Source organism: Neisseria sp. 27098_8_139, assembly GCF_041433195.1.
Lineage (GTDB): Bacteria > Pseudomonadota > Gammaproteobacteria > Burkholderiales > Neisseriaceae > Neisseria > Neisseria subflava.
The window spans coordinates 37,703-58,087 of sequence record NZ_JAPWBA010000006.1; the positions used below are offsets into that span (position 1 = coordinate 37,703).

Here is a 20,385-nt window from a genome sequence, read left to right on the forward strand (position 1 = left end):
GCCGTCTGAAATCATAAATTCTGTTTTATTGCTTGTTGTCTGAAATCTATTCGCGGTATGAAAAAAAATTGCTGCTCCGCTACCATCATTCCCGTATAGACGGAAATCCAAACTTAAATCTTTCAGTACTCTTTACAGCAGAACATTTCACCTTTTGAATTTCTGCCTGTATGGGAATGACGACAGCAGAGCAGCATGTTTTCCAAACGGCCGGCTCTCTCTCTCGCATACTGCACTAGGCCGTCGAAAAACGAAAACATCATTTATTCATTGTTTTCAAACGGCATTTCGAGATGGGGCGGGCAGGCGGCCCACCCTGCTGTTACGCATATTAGCGGTTTTCAATCTCCACGAATGCCAAATCTTCAGGGCCTGTGTAGTTTGCGCTCGGACGGATGATTTTGCCGTCTTTGCGTTGCTCGAGAACGTGTGCGCTCCAACCGGTTGTACGGGAAATCACGAACAGCGGTGTGAACATAGCGGTCGGTACGCCCAATTTTTGGTAGGAAACGGCAGAGAACCAGTCCAGATTCGGGAACATTTTTTTCTCTTCCCACATCACGCTTTCCAAGCGTTCGGCAATGTCAAAGAGGCGCATATCGCCGGTTTCGTTACTCAAACCGCGTGCCACTTCTTTAATGACAACGTTGCGAGGGTCGGAAATGGTGTACACCGGATGACCGAAACCGATCACGATTTCCTTGCGGCCGATGCGTTCACGGATGTCGGCTTCGGCTTCGTCGGCATTGCGGTAGCGTTTTTGAATATCGTAAGCCACTTCGTTTGCGCCGCCGTGTTTCGGACCTTTGAGCGCGCCGATGGCGCCGGTGATGCAGGAGTACATATCAGAGCCTGTACCGGCAATCACGCGGGCGGTAAAGGTAGAAGCGTTGAACTCGTGTTCTGCATACAGAATCAGTGAAACGTGCATGGCTTTGATGTGTGATTCGCTTGGACGTTTGCCGTGCAACAGGTGCAGGAAATGACCGCCGATGGTCTCTTCGTCGCTTTCAACTTCAATGCGTTTCCCGTTGTGCGAATATTGATACCAGTACAAGAGGATGCTGCCGAGGCTGGCGATCAGTTTGTCGGCGATGTCGCGCGCTTCACTTTCCGGATGGCTTTCACGTTCAGGATGAACGCAGCCCAGCATGGATACGCCGGTACGCATCACGTCCATCGGATGGGTATGTGCAGGCAGGCTTTCCAAAACTTTAATCACACGGATAGGCAGGCCGCGCATGGATTTGAGCTTGGCTTTATAAGCGGCCAGCTCGAATTTGTTGGGCAAATGACCGTGAATCAGCAGGTGGGCGACTTCTTCAAACTCGCATTTTTGTGCCAAGTCCAAAATGTCGTAACCGCGATAGCTCAAATCGTTACCGGTACGGCCAACGGTACACAATTCGGTATTACCGGCCGCAACGCCAGAAAGCGCAACGGATTTTTTAGGTTTGAACGTTGGGGTTTGAGTAGTTTCAGTCATGGTATTTCTCCTTTGTATTTTTATGGGTTTTATTTTTCAGACGGCCGATGCGGATTTGTTGAAAGGCCGTCTGAAAGCGGTTACTTATTTTTGAAACAATTTATCCAGTTTTTGCTCGAAGGCATGATAGTTCAGATGCTCATACAATTCGGCACGAGTTTGCATAGTGTCAACCACTGCGGCTTGAGTGCCATCGCGCATAATCGCTTCATAAACATTCAGAGCGGCTTTGCTTGCTGCGCGGAACGATGACAGCGGATACAGAACCAGCGACACGCCGTTTTCAGCCAGCTCGCTTTGGGTATAAAGCGGAGTAGAACCAAACTCGGTAATGTTGGCCAATACAGGCACTTTCACTGCATCTGCAAATTGGCAGTACATTTTCAAATCGGTCATGGCTTCAGGGAAAATCATGTCCGCACCGGCTTCGACACAAGCCTGAGCGCGTTCGATAGCGGCATCCAAACCTTCTACCGCCAGCGCATCGGTACGCGCCATAATCACGAAGTTCTCATCAACACGCGCATCTACGGCAGCTTTGATACGGTCGACCATTTCATCTTTAGAAACGATGGCTTTGTTCGGACGGTGGCCGCAGCGTTTTTGCGCTACTTGATCTTCGATGTGAACCGCTGCAACACCAGCGCGTTCAAAGTTACGAATAGTACGGGCAATGTTAAATGCACCGCCCCAACCTACATCGATGTCCACCAGTAAAGGCGTATCTACGTTGTCCGTAATGCGTCGCGCATCGATCAGCACGTCTTCCATTGTGGTAATGCCCAAATCAGGGATACCGCAAGAGCAGGCTGCCACGCCGCCGCCAGACAGATAGATTGCTTTGAAACCGCTTTGAGTGGCCAATCGTGCAAAGTAAGCATTGACGCAACCGACCACGGCAAGAGGGTTTGATTCTTTCACGGCTTGGCGGAAACGTGCTCCGGCAGAGTGTTGACTCATCATATTTCTCCTTTATAGACTTTTTTCAGTATTAATCGGACGGCTCAGTTTTTCACAAATTGAAACGAACCGTTTAAAAAGGAACAATCGTTCTAAAAACTGTTTCCAGACGGCCTGTAAAATTTCAATCATCAACCATCTAAAAATTTAAAATCAATAAATACAAATAGTTATCAAAACTAATAAATACAATAAGGCTGAAGCGGAGGTATACGTTTTTTAATTTTTATTAATCAATATATGAATGCTGTTGGGGATACAGATATTTTAAAACCCGAAGCGTTCGTAGGAATGCGGAAACTGGATTCGGGTTGAGAGCCTTCAGACCGTCGGGACTGCCAATAAGCTGGCAGCGACGGGAGCGGCAGAGATGGGAGAAAATCTATAACAAGAGAGAGTGGTTTGATACAGATTCATGATGATGTTCCTTTGTAGTGCGATGTAGTTTTTATTTATGGAAACAAATTTAAAAAATAAAACCGGTCTTGTCAAACACTTTTTTCAAAAAAATTATAAAAAATTCAGTTATTAATAAACGATTTTTTTGCAACAAATATAAAAAACGGACAGGCTATACCACATCAAATCCTTATGTATCCTAGCTTCTGTCCGTTTTGTACTTTTGACTGATAGTCAGAATGATTGTAAACAATCTGTCTAAAAATAATTTATAATTGATTCATTTGTAAGGAACTTTTAAATATGCCGTCTGAAAAAATTAAAAATTTTGCCTTTAAATTTTCAGACGGCCTTTGCATGATGACTACTCTGCACTAAATGCCGTCTGAAAAGTCTGTTTGCCAATGGTAATGTCGGCAGTGTAATCATGGCGGCCTTCTACGCAAAACGGCAAGCGGACTTGCGCAGCCTGCCAACTTTGCGGCGATTGTTGCGTCAGGTTGTAGCGGTTGAAGCCCATGTCCATGTTTTTCATACTGAAACTGATACTGACCGCGCCCGTATTCTTCGGCACATTTTCCACCACAATATCAAACGGATCGTGTGTATTGATGGAGGTCGCTCGCACTTTTGAACCGTCAGGCAGGACGCAGCCTTGTGTCAGACTACATTCGACTACATTCGCTTTTGTCTGTTGCCGCTGCCACCAATCCAGAAGCAGCAGTTTGACCGCCGCAAACACAATCAGTAAAACAGCGGCAATCAGTAGTTTTTGATTTTTACTCATTTCAGACGGCCTCAATGTCATTATCGGTCAAAACGGCATGCACACCCATGCTCTGCCACTGTTCGCGATAAATGGAAACCATACTTTCGGGAGCTGCCACAATCAGCGGTATAGCTACGCCTTGCGCCAAAATATCGACAACTTGCTTGGCTGCCGCTTCATTCGCCACTTTCCAAACGACAGCATCAGCATTTTGTGCCTGCAACCATTGTTCGGCGTTTTCAATGACTGGCCACACGCTGGACGCTTCTATCGGCTTGCCTTGTTGCCAATCGGCAAAATCCAGCAATACGGCAGAGGCGGTTTGATGCTGAGCCGACAGATACGGCGCAACATAATATTCGCCCATGCTGTTTTGACCGCTCAAGCCGCTTTTCAGACGGCCTTGAAGCTGGCGCGGAATAGATAGGGAGCGTAACAATGCGCTATTGGCAGGCAACATCGGCGCAACGGTAAAATCCCCTGCCTTTTGCCATGCCCATTTCTGCCCTTCCCTCGATTGGATTTCGCCTGTCCATTGGTCGGCTTCTACCCATAAAAAATGCAGGCGTACATGTGCGTGTTCGTAGGAATGGACTTTGGTCAGCCACGGCGTAGCGACAAGGATACGGATGCCGAGTTCTTCTTCAAACTCGCGTTGCAAGGCTTGAAAATCGCTTTCGCCTACCTCAACCTTGCCTCCGGCAAATTCCCAATAACCGGCATACGGTTTGCCCTCAGGGCGGGAACTGAGCAGGTAGCGGCCGTTTTGGTCGAGCAAAATTCCGGCAACCACCTGCACCAATGGACGTGTGTCTTCAGTCATCATGAGATTATTCTTATATGCGGTAGGCAGTGACACCTGCCAATTTATACGTACAAAAACGATGTCGGGCCTATACGCCCGACCTTCAACAAATACCTAACCCTTCAGGCCGTCTGAAAAGGATTTTCTATTTCAAACTACTTAAATCCAGCCTTATTTTTCCGCAATGACAAAAGCCATGACGGTATCCTCTTCATCGCTCATACTGAGATGGCAGCTTCGGATACCCTGTTCTTCCAGCCATTTAGTCAAAGCCGGTGCAAAAAATAATTCAGGTTTGCCCAATGCGTCATGTCCGACACCGATATTGCGGAAAGACACCACGCCGCGTATGCCTGTACCGACGGCTTTGGCAAAAGCCTCTTTGGCAGCAAAGCGTTTGGCAAGATAGTTGACCGGTTTGCCTGCCTGTGGAAACTCCAACAGCTCTTCCGGGCTGAGAATGCGTTGCGCAAATGCCAGTCCGAATTTTTTGTTCAGGCGGATAATGCGTTTGAGGGAAACAATGTCTGTACCAATTCCGTAAATCATGGGTCTGCTCCTTGTTTAAATAGTCAGGCCGTCTGAAAGTGTGGATACCGGCCAAAGCCAATTGCCTTAGCCGGTATGGCTGATGCCGTTAAGGCAGCATTCTGGCTCTGAACATGACTTCCTTCATTTGGCGGACAGCTTCAGGCAGGCCGAGGAAGAGTGCTTGGGAAATCAGCGAATGGCCGATGTTCAGTTCGCGGATGGCGAGAATTTGAGCGATCGGCGTAACGTTGTGAATGGTCAGGCCGTGTCCGGCGTTGACGACCAAACCCAAATCGCTGGCGTAATGCGCGCCGTTTTGAATCCGCTCGAATTGTTTCATTTGCTCGGCATGGCTGTGCGCATCGGCATATGCACCGGTGTGCAACTCGATAACGGGCGCACCGACATCATAAGCGGCTTGGATTTGCGCGTTGTCGGCATCGATAAACAAGGACACGCGGATGCCTGCGTCGGTCAGGATTTTAGTAAACTCTGCCACTTTATCCTGTTGCGCCAATACGTCCAAACCGCCTTCAGTGGTCACTTCCTGACGTTTTTCAGGCACGAGGCACACATCTTCAGGCATGACGTTGAGCGCGTTTTCCAGCATTTCTTCCGTCAGCGCCATTTCCAAATTCAGGCGCGTGCGGATGGCGTTTTTAACGGCGAACACATCCGCATCTTTAATATGGCGGCGGTCTTCACGCAAGTGCATGGTAATCAAATCTGCGCCGTGGGTTTCCGCAATCAGTGCCGCTTCGACAGGGCTGGGATAAATCGTACCGCGCACATTGCGGACGGTGGCAATATGGTCGATGTTTACGCCTAATAACATAATAATGTCCTTTCTTTAAGGTTTCAGACGGCCTGAGTCATTACCTATCAAAGGCCGTCTGAAAAAATTCAACTGCCCAAACCAAACTGCTGCAACTGCTGCAAAACCTGTCTTGATTTGATGCCCTCGGGTAGAAGGTTGTCAATCAAAAGCCGCGTTACTTTCAAAGCCTGCCCCAGACTTTCCTGATGAACGAAACTACCTTCCCTCAAATCGATTAAGGTCGCACCCAATACAGCAACGCCCTTATTGAGCGCATGGAAACGGTCGGCCTCGGCCAGGGAAACCACAGCTTCTTCAGCCGTGAGCCAATATGTTTCTTCTCCATTGATTTCATTGCCGTTGCCGTCATGAAACAAATCAGGGGCAAATCCCAAGCGTGTCAACAACGTCCACTCAAAACGGCGTAAAGCGGCAATATGGTTGGCCTCGCAACAAATGGTTTTCATGGTTTCCGCCAAAACATCGTAAAGCTCGGGCAACGGATCTTCGCGGACGGTCAACTTCAGCATCAACTCGTTCACATACAATCCGCTGAACAAAGCCCTGCCCTGCGGCTGCGGCCACCCGCCTATCCATTCGGCGCGATGCAGGGTCTTCAACTCTTGCGAACCATACCAAGACGCGTTCACCGGCACAAACGGCACCAACACGCCGCGCAATTCACTCTGCCGTTTGCGCGCGCTTCTGGCCAACAAAGCCACCCGCCCATAACGGCGGCTGTAAGCCTCCACCCACAAGCTGCTCTCGCGCCACGGGGCGGAAGCAAGCAGAAAGATAGGTTCGTGGTTGATGCGGTTTGGTTGCGCCATAAGGGTTTGGAAAGATAAAGATTGTGTCGATTATAACGGAAAATCGACGCAAAAAGGCCGTCTGAAAGTCCGCCTTCTATAAAGGCCGTCTGAAAACCTTTATAATCCGTTTTGAATGAACAACCGACTTTCCTATGTTTATGCCGAAATTCCCTTTTAAATCCGCCCTTTCCCTGCTCTCCGCAGCCCTATTGTCCGCCTGCTCGCTGGTGAAATATCAGCCTGTTGCCGGTATTGATACGGTCGACCTACAACGCGGCTATCGTTTTGAGACCAGCCGGCTTCAGCACAACGACGAAGACGATACGCTTATTGTGTTGATGTTCTCAGGTGGCGGTACGCGCGCGGCAGCCTTGGGTTATGGCGTGTTGGAGCAGCTTCATAAGCAGCAGATTACCATAGGCGGCAAAAAACAGTCTTTGATGTCGAATGTCGATGTGGTGGTCGGCGTATCCGGCGGTTCGGTTTTGGCGGCTTATTTTGCACTCAAGGGTGAAGAAACCATTCCGCTGTTTTATAAACGTTTCCTACACCAAAACTTCCAACGCCAAGTCGTCAAACAAGCATTTTCCATGTCCAACCTGCCCCGACTGGCCTCGCCTGAATACGGACGCGGCGATCTGTTACAGGAGCAGTTTGAAAACTACCTTTTCGGCAAAACCACTTTCCGCGATTTGGAAAAAAATGCCAAAGGCCCGTTTGCCATCATTTCCGCCACCGATATGGGCATAGGCGAGCGTTTTAATTTCACGCAGGAATATTTCGACCCGATGTGTATCGACTTGGCCGACTTGCGACTTGCCCGCGCCGTTGCCGCTTCAAGCTCCGTGCCTATGGTGTTTGCACCGATTACGCTCAATAACAACGGCGGCCATTGCCAATACACGCCGCCGCTGCAAATTGTCTCCGACAGCGAAGCCGGTAAAAAACAACTGCAAACCCGAAAAGAATTTCTCGAGCGTTTCCAAAAATACAGCGACAGCAAAAACCGTCCCTACATCCACCTTATCGACGGCGGCTTGACCGACAATCTGGGTATGCGCAGCCTTTTGGACATGACGGAAATGTATCCGGAAAAACTCCTGACGCATAAAATCAAACAAAACAAAATCCGCCATATTGTCGTCATCAACGTCAATGCCCAAAACGAAGTCAGCAGCGATTTGGATAAAAGCGCGGCCGTACCCGGTTTCCGCGATGTTGTTTCCGCCATCGTGAATATCCCGATCGACCAACATTCGCAAGAATCTTTGCGTCGCTTCAGGGCTTTTGTCGACCAATGGAACAAAGACAAACAGAACGAAGACATCTATTTCTCTTTCGTCAGCCTGAATCTCAAAGACCTTCCGCCATCCCAGCTGAGGGACAAGGTGTTGAATATTCCGACCAGTTTCTATCTGCCGCCGGAAGATGTGGACAATCTGCGCACCGCCGCCGAACTGATGAAGCAGTCGCTGGACTATCGCAACCTGCTGGCAGAATTTGCGGCACACCCCAATCCAGACACCATCTTCGCAGCCCCGCCTCTAGATGCGCAAGAGTTCAAGCCATTGAACGAAAAAGAAAAGCAGTAGCAAACTGTTCCATAAAGTGTAGCTCTGTTAAAATATATGCTTCATCTTATATTTCAGACGGCCTCAATACCCAAGGCCGTCTGAAACACTTAACAATAAATAGAATCCAACCATGACCGAATTAAACACTCCCATCGTTACCGATATTGACCGCCCTGTCCTCGTTCCACCGGGAGGCCATAAAAAAGTCCTACTGCATTCCTGCTGCGCCCCATGTTCCGGCGAAGTGATGGAAGCCATGCTTGCCAGCGGTATCGACTACACCATTTATTTTTACAACCCCAATATCCATCCGCACAAAGAATATATGTTGCGCAAAGAAGAAAATATGCGCTTTGCGGACAAATTCGGCATCCCCTTTGTCGATAAAGACGACGACTACGAAAACGACCGTAAAGAATGGTTCGCCAAAGCCAAAGGCATGGAATTCGAACCCGAACGCGGTATCCGCTGCACCATGTGTTTCGACATGCGTTTTGAAAAAGCGGCCCAATACGCCCATGAAAATGGCTTCCATGTCTTCACCAGCTCACTGGGCATTTCACGCTGGAAAGACATGAAACAGATCAACGGCTGCGGCCATCGCGCCGCCGAACCGTACGATGACTTGGTTTATTGGGATTTTAACTGGCGCAAAGGCGGCGGCAGCGCACGCATGATTGAAATCAGCAAGCGCGAGCATTTCTACCAACAAGAATACTGCGGTTGCGCCTACTCACTGCGCGATTCCAATGCCCACCGCAAATCGCAAGGCCGCATCCCCATCAAGCTGGGCGTGTTGTATTACGGTGATGAATCCACCCAATACGAGCCTCAAGCCGAAAACAAAATCATTGTTGAGAAATAAATATCAAAGGCCGTCTGAATGTTTCAGACGGCCTTTGTTTAAATCAGATGATTAACGGCGGCGGAATTTACCGTGATCAAAATCATCAAATGCCTGATAAGCAGCTTGGCATTGAATTTTTTGCTCGGCATAAGGTAAACTGCGGAACGCTTTTGCCGCTTTTCGGTTTTCCCTCAACTCGGCCTTATTGCCTTTGTAACGATACCAAGCGGCACGGCGCTCAAGGTATCTCTTGCAAGCAGGATGCAATTTGTATTTCTTCACCTGCTGGTGTTTGCTCACATGATGGCCATGCGGTTTGGCCGCCGCTTCGGCAGAATAAGTACCCAAGCTCAATACGGCAACCGCCGCCAGTGCAGAACCTAAATTTTTCAACATTAACATGATTCGCCTCCTAAATAGTTTTTCCATTATATGTTTCGCCAGGGCTCCGGCAAAACGCCCATTTTTTACATGACAAAAATGTGGTTAATTACTACATCATACTACTTGCTTTGCAAAATTTAACACACCTTCCATTTAGACGAAACCTGAATATAAATCTCTTTATTTCATAAGCCTCTAGCCAATGTCTGGCCAAATGTGATGCAAACTCAAAATAATGCCAAATCGCCACAAAGCCACATAAAATCTAGTTTAAGCCTCCCATCCCCTAATCCACACCCCGAAAAAAGCACATTGTCAAGTCTAGTTAAACAAAGAAAAATACATTATATTGTGCCATTCAAAGCAATCACATACCGTATCTTGTGTTTTTTTAATGGGAAGACTGAATAATGAATGCAGCAACGAATATTAAAGTAACCAAACGCGACGGACGCTTGGAAGATATCAATTTAGACAAAATCCACCGCGTTGTTACTTGGGCGGCGGAAGGCTTACAAAACGTCTCCGTATCGCAAGTCGAGCTCAAATCACATATTCAGTTTTACAACGGTATCCGTACCGACGACATCCACGAAACCATTATCAAGGCGGCTGCCGACCTGATTTCGCAGGATACGCCCGACTATCAATATCTCGCCGCGCGTCTGGCGATTTTCCACCTGCGCAAAATCGCTTACGGCGAGTTCGAACCGCCGCATCTCTTCGATCACGTTAAAAAACTCACCGATGCGGGCAAATACGACCGCCACATCATCAAAGATTACAGCCGTGAAGAGTTTGACGAGCTGAATGCCTATATCGACCACAGCCGCGACATGACCTTCTCGTATGCCGCCGTGAAGCAGCTCGAAGGCAAATATCTGGTGCAGAACCGCGTGACCCGCCAGATTTATGAAACGCCGCAGTTTTTATACATCTTGGTGGCGATGTGTCTCTTCAGCAAATACCCGAAAGAGACGCGCTTGGATTACGTCAAACGTTTTTACGACGCCGTTTCTACGTTTAAAGTATCACTGCCAACCCCGATTATGAGCGGCGTGCGCACGCCTACACGCCAGTTCTCAAGCTGTGTATTGATTGAATGCGACGACAGTCTGGATTCCATCAATGCTACCACCAGCGCGATTGTGAAATACGTTTCCCAACGTGCGGGTATCGGCATCAACGCCGGACGCATCCGTGGTTTGGGCAGCGAAATCCGCGGCGGCGAAGCGCAACACACCGGCTGCATTCCGTTTTTCAAAATGTTCCAAGCGGCGGTTAAATCCTGCTCGCAAGGCGGCGTGCGCGGCGGTGCGGCAACTTTGTTCTACCCCTTGTGGCACATCGAAGCCGAAAGCCTGTTGGTGTTGAAAAACAACCGCGGCGTGGAAGATAACCGCATCCGCCAGCTTGATTACGGCGTGCAAATCAACCGCCTGCTGTACACCCGCCTGATTAAAGGTGGCAACATCACGCTGTTCTCGCCTAACGAAGTTCCCGGCCTGTATGACACATTTTTTGCTGACCAAGACGAATTCGAGCGTCTCTACACGAAATACGAACAAGACCCGAACATCCGCAAGCGCACCTTGTCGGCTACCGATTTGTTCTCCACGCTGATGCAGGAACGCGCCGGAACGGGACGCATCTACATCCAAAACGTTGACCACTGCAACACGCACAGCCCGTTTGACCCGCGCGTCGCCCCCGTTCACCAGTCCAACCTGTGCATGGAAATTGCCCTGCCGACCAAACCGTTGGATAACATCAACGATCCGAACGGTGAAATCGCCCTGTGTACCCTGTCTGCCTTCAACTTGGGCGCATTAAACAGCTTGGATGAGCTGGAAGGGCTTGCCGATTTGACCGTGCGCGCACTCGATGCTTTGCTGGATTATCAAGACTATCCGGTCGAAGCCGCCCGCACCGCGACCATGAACCGCCGCACACTCGGCATCGGCGTCATCAACTACGCCTACTATTTGGCGAAAAACGGCGTACGTTACAGCGACGACTCCGCCCTCGGCCTGACCCACCGTACCTTTGAAGCCATGCAGTATTACCTGCTCAAAGCATCGGTAAACCTTGCCAAAGAATACGGCGCATGCCCGCTGTTTAATCAAACTGTTTATTCGCAAGGCAAACTACCTATCGACACCTATAAAAAAGACTTGGACGCCGTGTGCAGCGAGCCTTTGCACTACGACTGGGAAAGCCTGCGCGCCAACATCGTCAAATACGGCCTGCGCAACTCTACCCTGACCGCACTCATGCCGTCTGAAACCAGCTCGCAAATTGCCAACGCCACCAACGGCATTGAGCCGCCGCGCGGATTGGTAACGGTCAAAGCATCGAAAGACGGTATTTTGAAACAAGTCGTACCGGAGTTTGAAACCCTGAAAGATGCCTACGAAACCCTGTGGCAGCTTCCGGGCAACGAAGGCTACCTGAAACTCGTTGGCGTAATGCAGAAATTCGTCGATCAATCGATTTCCGCCAATACCGCCTACGACCCGAATAAATTTGAAGGCAGCAAAGTTTCCATGAAACAAATGCTGAAAGACCTGCTAACCGCCTATAAATACGGCGTCAAAACCCTGTACTACCACAACACCCGAGACGGCGCGGACGATACGCAGACCGATATTCAGGATGACGGCTGCGCAGGCGGGGCTTGTAAGATTTGATAATGGGAGATTTCAGACGACCTTTTTGCATATTTAAATGGTCGTCTGAAAATAAAGAAGTTCTCTAAAAAATGAAAATAGCTTGATACATTGGCGTGTATCAAGCTATTGAAAGATTTTTAACGTATTGGCGTACGTTAAAAATTTCTTTAGGTCATTCATGAGAACCTAAAGACCTAACTCAATCGTATGATTTCATTAGGTTTATTGCTAGAATTCGAATGATACTGCGATTTTAAGGTTAGTACAAGCTAAATCTCATGAGCTCAATATAAGTGTTTATTTTTTGTAGAGTTTAGTTTTCTACATAAAAAATACACTTTGTGCTTTATGAAAGGAGCTTGAATGCGCGGGAAAACTGTTCCTGTAAGAGCTTATCGTCGTTTCCGTAATGGCAACTTCGAACAGGTTCGCAAGCATTTTCGCCGACCACCATTACGGTAATCGGTTATAATAACCAGCTCGCAGTTTTTTTAACTGCGGGCTGGTTTTTTTATATTTAAAGGATTTCTACAATGTCATGCGAACATTTATCTATGTCATATAGTACTTTTTCCAAGACCAAAAACGACGCGCTGAAAGAGCCAATGTTTTTTGGTCAGCCGGTAAATGTTGCTCGTTATGACCAGCAGAAATACGAAGTATTTGAAAAACTGATCGAAAAACAATTGTCTTTCTTCTGGCGTCCGGAAGAAATCGACGTGTCGCGCGACCGTATCGACTACGCCAATCTGCCCGAACATGAAAAACATATTTTCATCAGCAATCTGAAATACCAAACCTTGCTCGATTCCATCCAAGGCCGCAGCCCGAATGTTGCGTTCTTGCCTTTGGTGTCTATTCCCGAGCTGGAAACTTGGATTGAAACGTGGAGCTTCAGCGAAACTATCCACTCGCGCAGCTACACTCATATCATCCGCAATATCGTGAATGATCCGTCAGTCGTGTTCGATGATATTGTGCAAAACAAATACATCATTGCCCGCGCCGAAGACATTGCCTGCTATTACGATGATTTGATTGAATACACTCAGTATTACAATCTGTTGGGCGAAGGTACGCACAATGTCGGCGGCAAGCTCGTTACCGTGTCTTTGCGCGAGTTGAAGAAAAAACTCTATCTCTGCCTGATGTGCGTCAACGTATTGGAAGCCATCCGCTTCTACGTTTCATTCGCCTGCTCTTTCGCCTTTGCCGAGCGCGAATTGATGGAAGGCAACGCCAAAATCATCAAGCTGATTGCCCGTGACGAAGCCCTGCACCTGACCAGCACCCAGCATATGCTCAACCTGATGCGTGCAGGTGCCGATGATCCTGAAATGGCTGAAATTGCGAATGAATTGCAGGACGAATGTTTCAAACTCTTCAAAAAAGCGGCGGAGCAGGAAAAAGAATGGGCGGCCTATCTGTTTAAAGATGGCTCAATGATTGGCCTGAACAAAGAAATTCTGGCTCAATACGTTGAATATATTACCAATCTGCGTATGCAGGCGGTTGGCCTTCCTGCCGGATTTGAAGGTGCAACCCAAAACCCGATTCCTTGGATTAACGCGTGGCTGTCTTCTGATAATGTACAGGTTGCGCCGCAGGAAGTGGAAATTTCCTCTTACCTGATTGGTCAGATTGATTCGGAAGTCAATGCCGACGATTTGGGCGATTTCGAGCTGTAATCGAACATTCGGTTTTATGATCAAGGCCGTCTGAACGGTGTGGCAGAAATCTTTGATTTCGTCTTTACACCGTTTCAGACGGCCTTTCCAATCCAAACGAATCATATGGCACTTATCAGCACACACGACAAAACCTTCCAACTCCAACAAGGCGAAACCTTATTGGAGGGCTTGGAGCGCACTGGACACGAGGTTGAATACCAATGTCGCAGCGGTTATTGCGGTTCATGCCGGGTCAAAATCTTGGATGGAAAAGTCTCTTATGATAATTTTCCGCTCGCTTTTGTCGCGCCCGGAGAAATTTTGCCGTGCTGCTGTCGGGTTACTGAAGACATCAAGCTCGATTGTCGGGAGCGCATCAAAGAGCCGGATTTATTTGATGTCGATTTATTTGAAGACAAATAAAAAATGCCGTCTGAACATTGTGGCCGAAATCTTTGATTTCATTTCCACCGTTCAGACGGTATTTTGTTTAAGCAACCTTATTTACGTTCGCCAACCGGCAAAACCGTCTTGCCGAAAGATTCGTTGATAACCTCTGCCGCTGCCAAGTAGAACGCACCGAGAGCAGTTACCAAGCCTAAGCAACCGCCGATATGGACGATGCTATGATTTTCCATGCTATCGCCAATACCCAGTGCAAAGAAAGTCAGTGTCAAGCAAAAGAAAATACCGCTCAATACTTTAGGCTTGGTCAAGGTGGCCACAAACATCATCAGCGAAAACATACCCCATGCGCAGAGATACCAGCCGATAAATGCCGGAGCTGTTTCACCTTTGAAAAAGATGGTAAACAAAGCCCATGTCCACCAGAATGCACCATAGCTGATAAAAGCGGTAAAGCCAAACGTATTACCTTTCTTGAACTCAAACATACCGGCAATAACTTGGGCGATACCACCAAAAGCGAGAGCCATACCCAAAACTAAGCCGACACCCTCTTGAGCAGTAAAAAAGCCGCCGTTAATCAGACTGAGCAGCCAAGTTGTCAATGCAAAGCCGCACAGGCCTACTGGACCTGGATTCGCAAGGTTTTCTTTAGTAGTAGTCATTTTATTTCTCCTCTAGTTATTAAAATAGGAAGCCTATTGTTACAGGTTTTATTTAAAATTAAAAGAAATAAATTTAAAAAAATCAGGCCATCTGAAAAATATTTTTCAGATGGCCTTAAATGTTAATAATTAAACTATCCTAAAATTGCCAAGATTTTCCTCAATTCATTGGCATCAATTTGACCGGGGGCCGACGTTTTTCCTGCTGCACCAAAGGTAACGGCCGAGCCGAAAGTCGAGCCGGCCAAGCGACTGACGGCCCCGATTTTACCCATAGACATAGTAATAATCGGGCGGTCGATAATTTGTGAAACATTATATGTTGCCTGTAATAAGGTCAATACATCTTGCGGAGATTGCGGCATCACGGCAATTTTGCAGATATCCGCGCCCCACTCGGCCATTGTTTTCAGACGGCCTGTAATATCTGCCAAAGACGGCGTAGCTTGGAAATCGTGATTGCAAAGTAAAGCGGCAGTTTGATACTCATGCGCCAAAGCAATGGCTTGTTTTACGCCGCCTTCCTCGGCAAAAAGCTCGATGTCGATAATATCGGCTTGTTTGGAACAGATGATTTTTTCCAATAATTCAAAATAATAGTCGTCAGAACAAGGCGTATTACCGCCCTCTTGCGCCCTTCTAAACGTAAACAGCAAAGGCTTATCAGGAAAAGCCTGTCGGACAATGCCTAATTGCTCGGCAATAAAATCGGCATCAAGCGCTTCTTGAAAAAAATCCGCACGAAATTCAATAATGTCAAAAGCCGTCTCTTTCAATACGCGCAAAGCCTGCTCCAATTCCTGCGTATTGGCGGCCACCAGCGGCACGGCAATTTTAGGCAGGCCTTTGCCGATCTCGATATTTTTGATGATGACAGGTTTCATATTGATCCTTTTGCTGTTCAAGCCAATCAGTGCAGATGCTCGTAAATGGTTTCCGCCAATGCTTTGCTGATGCCTTCCACTTTTTCCAAGTCCTCGCGGCTGGCCGCAATCACGCCGCGCAGACCGCCGAATCGGGTGAGCAATGCTTGGCGGCGTTTGCTGCCGATACCGGGGATTTCGCTGAGTGAGGAAGTAACGCGTGCTTTGTCGCGTTTTTTGCGGTGGCCTGTTATTGCAAAGCGGTGCGACTCATCGCGTACGGTTTGCAATAAATGCAAGGCCGGGCTGTTGGGCGGCAGGCGGAAGACTTCGCCGGTAAAAGGCAGTATGAGTTCTTCCATACCGGCTTTGCGCTCAGGGCCTTTGGCGATACCGACCAAAGGAATATGCAGCCCGAGCTCTTCCCATACCGATACGGCTACGCCGATTTGCCCTTTGCCGCCGTCAATCAACACGACATCCGGCCATTTGACGCTTTCGCCGTTGGCTTCGGCTTCCTGCATTTTGCCGTAACGGCGCGTCAACACTTCGCGCATGGCGGCGTAGTCGTCGCCGGGTTTGGCGGTGGTGATGTTGTAGCGGCGGTATTGCGAGGGTTGGATGTTTTGTTCGTCGTACACGACGCAGGAGGCGATGGTGGCTTCGCCTTGGGTGTGGCTGATGTCGAAGCATTCGAGGCGGTTGAGGTCGTCTGAATTCATGTTCAGGATTTTTGCCAACTCGTCGATGCGGTGTTGCTGGCTGCTTTGTTGCAGGCGGCGTTGGGCAATCGCCATTTGTGCATTTTGTTCCGCCATTTTCAGCCAGACTTTGCGTTCGCCTATGGTTTTGGTTACGAACTGCATTTGTTTGCCGTGTTCGCCCTCTAAGGCTTCTTTCAATGCGTCGGGCACGGGGAAGTTGCTGATGATGATGTCAGGTTTGCTTTTGCCCAGATAGTGTTGGGCGACGAAGGCTTCTGCGTAGTCTTGTCCGTTTGGTTCGGGGTCGTTTTTGGTGTCGGGGAAGAAGCTTTTGTCGCCGACGTGCCGCCCGCCGCGTATGCTGACCCAGTGTACGCAGACGAGGCCGTCTGAAATGGCGAGTGCAAGCAGGTCGATGTCGTTGGGGGTGTTGGGGTTTTTGCTGTCGATGAACTGGTTGCTCTGCATGATGCCGAGTGCCTGGATTTGGTCGCGGTAGCGGGCGGCTTCTTCAAATTGCAGGTTAGCGGCGGCGGTCTGCATTTTGTGTTGTAGGGTGCGGGTCAGTTCGTCGGTTTTACCGTTGAGGAAGGTGGCGGCTTGGCGCACACTGTCGCGATAGTCTTCTTCGCTGATGTGTCCGACGCAGGGTGCGGTGCAGCGTTTGATTTGGTACAGCAGGCAGGGGCGGTCGCGGTGTTCGAACACACTGTCTTCGCAGGTGCGCAGCATGAAGACTTTTTGCAGGACTTGGATGCTGTCGCGCACGGCGTTGCTGTTGGGATAGGGGCCGAAGTATTGGTTGGGCTTTTTCAGCGTGCCGCGGTAATACGCCATCTGCGGATATTGATGCCCGCTGAGCATGAGGTAGGGATAGCTTTTGTCGTCGCGGAAAAGGATATTGTATTTGGGCGACAGGGCTTTAATGAAGTTGTTTTCGAGAATCAGCGCTTCGGCTTCGGAACGCGTGATGGTGGTTTCGATATAGTGAACCTGTTTTACCATCAATGCGATGCGCGGCGAATGGTCGTTTTTTTGGAAATAGCTAGAAACGCGCCGCTTGAGATTGACCGCTTTGCCGACATACAAAACATTGTTGTCTTCGTCAAAAAAACGGTACACGCCCGGCAGATTGGGCAGATTTTTCAGAAAAAGAGGTAAATCGAACGGTTCGGTTGCGCTCACGGGATTTTCTTTTGGAATAAGCAGGCCGTCTGAAAACTTTTCAGACGGCCTTTTTCATTGACGTTTAAGATTCTTGGGGCGGAGTATCTTCAGCTTCTACCGCTTGGTTTTCAGCTGCATCGCTTTCTAAAGCGGCTTCATCTTCAGCCTCTTCAGCCACGCGCTCCAAGCTGACCAAGGTTTCGCCTTCGTCCAGATTAATCAGGCGGACACCTGCGGCAGCACGGCCGGTCTCGCGGATTTGCTCAACTTTGGTACGAATCAGGACGCCGCCGCTGGTAATCAGCATCAGGTCGTCGGTTTCGCTGACCAAAGTCGCGGCAACCAAATCGCCGTTGCGCTCGCCGGTATTGATGGCGATATTGCCTTGGCCGCCTTTGTTTTTACGGCTGTAATCGGCAATCGGGGTGCGTTTGCCATAGCCGTTGGCGGTAGCGGTCAATACTTGCAAATCGCTTTGCTCGGCTTCAGGGGCGAAGGTAATCAGGCTGACAATCTTGCCATCGGCCGGCAGGCGCATACCGCGCAAACCGCCGCTGCCGCGGCCGGACGGACGGACACCATGTTTGCCGCTTGGCAATGCGTTTTCGGCATTTTCATCATCCAGGCCGTCTGAATCTTCGTTTTCGATTTCGATATCGGCATCTTCTGCTTCATCGTTACCGGATTTTTCCCAATATTCGTTAAAGCGGATGGCTTTGCCCAAGTTGGAGAACAGCATAATGTCGTCCGCACCGCCGGTTTGCGCTGCGCCGACCAAGTAATCGCCTTCTTTAAGCGCAATGGCTTTGATGCCTTGGCTGCGGACGTTTTTAAACGCAGACAGCTGGACTTTTTTCACCATGCCTTGTGCAGTGGCAAAGAAGACGTATTGGTCTTCCGGAAACTCGCGCACGGCCAAGATGGCGCTGACTTTTTCACCTTCTTCCAATTGGATAACGTTGTTGATCGGACGACCGCGGCTGTTGCGGCCGCCTTCCGGCAGTTTATACACTTTAATCCAATGGCACTTGCCCAAATTGGTAAAGCACATCAAATAATCATGCGTGTTGGCAACAAACAGGGTTTCGATAAAGTCTTCGTCTTTGGTTGCCGCTGCCTGTTTGCCGCGGCCGCCGCGACGTTGCGCCTGATAATCGGTCGTCGGCTGGGTTTTGATGTAGCCGCCATGAGTCAGGGTAACGACCATTTCGCGTTGCGGAATCAGGTCTTCATCGGCAATATCGCCGCCAAACGGATTGATTTCGCTGCGACGCTCATCGCCAAAGTTGGCTTTAATGTCTGCCAATTCTTCGCGGATGATTTGGGTAACGCGCTCTGGTTTGGAAAGAATATCCACAAAATCAATGATTTTGCTCATCAGGTTTTTATATTCGCCGACAATTTCTTCCTGATCGAGGCCGGTCAGGTTACGCAGGCTCATGCGCAAAATGGCATCAGCTTGCAATTCGCTCAGATAATAGCCTTGGCTGTGCAGACCCAAATTCTCTGGTAAGCCTTCAGGGCGCATCATTTGCAGATCCAAATCCGTACGGCTGAGCATGTCTTCAACCAAGCTGCTGCGCCATGGGCGGGACAGCAGTTTTTCTTTGGCTTCCGGCGCGTTGGCAGATTCTTTGATCAGACGAATGATTTCGTCGATATTGGACAAGGCAACTGCTTTACCTTCGGCAATATGACCTTCATGACGCGCTTTTTTCAGGCGGAATAAAGTACGACGTGTAACGACTTCACGACGGTGGCGCAGGAATTCGGACAGGATTTGCTTCAGGTTCAGCAAGCGCGGCTGGCCGTCAACCAAGGCCACCATGTTGATACCGAAGCTGTCTTGCAGCTGGGTCAGTTTGTAGAGTTGGTTCAAAACGACTTCGGCATTTTCATTGCGTTTCAATTCGATCACGACACGCATACCGGATTTATCGGACTCGTCGCGCAGGTCGGATACGCCTTCCAACGTTTTTTCGCGTACCAACTCACCGATTTTCTCAACCAGCTTGGCTTTGTTGACTTGATATGGGATTTCATCGATAACGATGGCTTCGCGTTCACCGTTTTTGCCGATAGGCTCAATATGGGTTTTACCGCGCATCACCACGCGGCCGCGGCCGGTTTTATAGCCTTCGCGCACACCGCTCAAGCCGTAAATAGTTGCGCCTGTTGGGAAATCGGGCGCTTGGATGATATTGATCAGCTCGTCGATTTCAGTTTCAGGCTCGTCCAACAAACGCAGGCAGGCATTGATGGTATCACCCAAATTGTGCGGCGGGATATTGGTTGCCATACCGACGGCAATACCGGACGAACCGTTTACCAACAATGCAGGGAAACGGGTCGGCAACACCAGCGGCTCATGTTCGCTGCCGTCATAGTTGGGACCAAAATTAACGGTTTCTTCTTCAATATCCGCCAGCATTTCATGGGAAATTTTTTCCATGCGGATTTCGGTATAACGCATGGCTGCTGCGGCCAAGCCGTCGACAGAACCGAAGTTGCCCTGACCGTCGATCAACACATAACGCATGGAGAAGTCTTGCGCCATGCGGACGATGGTGTCGTAAACGGCTGTATCGCCGTGGGGGTGGTATTTACCGATAACGTCGCCGACGATACGCGCCGATTTTTTATAGGCGGAATTCCAGTTGTTTTTCAACTCGTGCATCGCGTACAACACGCGGCGGTGTACCGGCTTGAGACCGTCGCGGACATCCGGCAGGGCTCGTCCCACAATCACGCTCATTGCGTAATCGAGGTAGCTCTTGCGCATTTCGTCTTCAAGGCTAACAGGCAGGGTTTCAAGTGCAAATTTATGGTCGTTGCGGATGGTTGCGTCGGTCATG

General features: G+C 49.2%; 17 protein-coding genes. 5 read left to right on the plus strand and 12 right to left on the minus strand.

The window, feature by feature from the left end; genetic code table 11:
- Positions 1 to 331: 331 nt before the first annotated feature.
- From prpC to recO, 7 genes are all read right to left on the minus strand, one after another.
- Positions 332 to 1,486: a 2-methylcitrate synthase gene (gene prpC / locus O3660_RS07320; protein WP_049351034.1), complete on the minus strand. Its 1,155-nt coding sequence runs from the start codon at positions 1,484 to 1,486 to the stop codon at positions 332 to 334.
- An 84-nt stretch (positions 1,487 to 1,570) separates the two neighbouring features.
- Positions 1,571 to 2,446 carry a methylisocitrate lyase gene (prpB, locus tag O3660_RS07325; RefSeq protein ID WP_049351035.1) on the minus strand — a complete coding sequence of 292 codons (876 nt, stop codon included), beginning with the start codon at positions 2,444 to 2,446 and terminating at the stop codon, positions 1,571 to 1,573.
- Between the two features lie 763 nt (positions 2,447 to 3,209).
- A complete protein-coding gene (locus O3660_RS07330) occupies positions 3,210 to 3,632 on the minus strand; it encodes a hypothetical protein (RefSeq protein ID WP_049351036.1) in 423 nt (140 codons plus the stop codon).
- A 1-nt stretch (position 3,633) separates the two neighbouring features.
- A complete protein-coding gene (locus tag O3660_RS07335) occupies positions 3,634 to 4,437 on the minus strand; it encodes an NUDIX domain-containing protein (protein ID WP_318250440.1) in 804 nt (267 codons plus the stop codon).
- Between the two features lie 153 nt (positions 4,438 to 4,590).
- A complete protein-coding gene (acpS, locus tag O3660_RS07340; RefSeq protein WP_003686416.1) occupies positions 4,591 to 4,968 on the minus strand; it encodes a holo-ACP synthase in 378 nt (125 codons plus the stop codon).
- 88 nt (positions 4,969 to 5,056) lie between these two features.
- Positions 5,057 to 5,785, minus strand: coding sequence for a pyridoxine 5'-phosphate synthase (pdxJ, locus tag O3660_RS07345; RefSeq protein WP_049351038.1), 729 nt, complete (start codon positions 5,783 to 5,785; stop codon positions 5,057 to 5,059).
- 68 nt (positions 5,786 to 5,853) lie between these two features.
- Entirely contained in the window at positions 5,854 to 6,597 is a 744-nt protein-coding gene (gene recO, locus O3660_RS07350) for a DNA repair protein RecO (protein WP_371464791.1), read from the minus strand.
- Between the two features lie 140 nt (positions 6,598 to 6,737).
- Here recO and O3660_RS07355 point away from each other — a divergent pair, with 140 nt between their 5' ends.
- Positions 6,738 to 8,171 (plus strand): patatin-like phospholipase family protein, encoded by a 1,434-nt coding sequence (locus O3660_RS07355; RefSeq protein ID WP_371464792.1) that lies wholly within the window; start codon positions 6,738 to 6,740, stop codon positions 8,169 to 8,171.
- Positions 8,172 to 8,283: 112 nt separating this feature from the next.
- A complete protein-coding gene (locus tag O3660_RS07360; RefSeq protein ID WP_049351040.1) occupies positions 8,284 to 9,018 on the plus strand; it encodes an epoxyqueuosine reductase QueH in 735 nt (244 codons plus the stop codon).
- A 51-nt stretch (positions 9,019 to 9,069) separates the two neighbouring features.
- On the opposite strand, the gene O3660_RS07365 is transcribed toward O3660_RS07360, so the two are convergent.
- Positions 9,070 to 9,402 (minus strand): hypothetical protein, encoded by a 333-nt coding sequence (locus O3660_RS07365; RefSeq protein WP_049351041.1) that lies wholly within the window; start codon positions 9,400 to 9,402, stop codon positions 9,070 to 9,072.
- A 392-nt stretch (positions 9,403 to 9,794) separates the two neighbouring features.
- Between O3660_RS07365 and nrdA the strand changes: the two genes are divergently transcribed.
- The 3 genes from nrdA to yfaE all read left to right on the plus strand — a co-directional run bounded on the left by nrdA (position 9,795) and on the right by yfaE (position 14,149).
- The gene (gene nrdA, locus O3660_RS07370; RefSeq protein WP_049351042.1) at positions 9,795 to 12,074 is read left to right on the plus strand and encodes a class 1a ribonucleoside-diphosphate reductase subunit alpha; all 2,280 of its coding nucleotides are present in this window, start codon (positions 9,795 to 9,797) and stop codon (positions 12,072 to 12,074) included.
- Between the two features lie 536 nt (positions 12,075 to 12,610).
- The gene (nrdB, locus tag O3660_RS07375) at positions 12,611 to 13,744 is read left to right on the plus strand and encodes a class Ia ribonucleoside-diphosphate reductase subunit beta (RefSeq protein WP_152333318.1); all 1,134 of its coding nucleotides are present in this window, start codon (positions 12,611 to 12,613) and stop codon (positions 13,742 to 13,744) included.
- A gap of 105 nt (positions 13,745 to 13,849) precedes the next feature.
- Complete coding sequence (gene yfaE, locus O3660_RS07380; protein ID WP_003686421.1) at positions 13,850 to 14,149, plus strand: class I ribonucleotide reductase maintenance protein YfaE; 300 nt, start codon at positions 13,850 to 13,852, stop codon at positions 14,147 to 14,149.
- Positions 14,150 to 14,226: 77 nt separating this feature from the next.
- Here yfaE and O3660_RS07385 read toward each other — a convergent pair whose 3' ends face one another.
- From O3660_RS07385 to gyrA, 4 genes are all read right to left on the minus strand, one after another.
- Complete coding sequence (locus O3660_RS07385) at positions 14,227 to 14,796, minus strand: GPR1/FUN34/YaaH family transporter (protein ID WP_049351044.1); 570 nt, start codon at positions 14,794 to 14,796, stop codon at positions 14,227 to 14,229.
- A 134-nt stretch (positions 14,797 to 14,930) separates the two neighbouring features.
- Positions 14,931 to 15,680, minus strand: a complete 750-nt coding sequence (aroD, locus tag O3660_RS07390; protein ID WP_049351045.1) for a type I 3-dehydroquinate dehydratase — start codon at positions 15,678 to 15,680, stop codon at positions 14,931 to 14,933.
- Positions 15,681 to 15,706: 26 nt separating this feature from the next.
- Positions 15,707 to 17,548 (minus strand): excinuclease ABC subunit UvrC, encoded by a 1,842-nt coding sequence (gene uvrC / locus O3660_RS07395; protein ID WP_049351046.1) that lies wholly within the window; start codon positions 17,546 to 17,548, stop codon positions 15,707 to 15,709.
- Between the two features lie 64 nt (positions 17,549 to 17,612).
- Positions 17,613 to 20,384, minus strand: a complete 2,772-nt coding sequence (gene gyrA / locus O3660_RS07400) for a DNA gyrase subunit A (RefSeq protein WP_049351047.1) — start codon at positions 20,382 to 20,384, stop codon at positions 17,613 to 17,615.
- Between the last annotated feature and the right edge of the window lies 1 nt (position 20,385).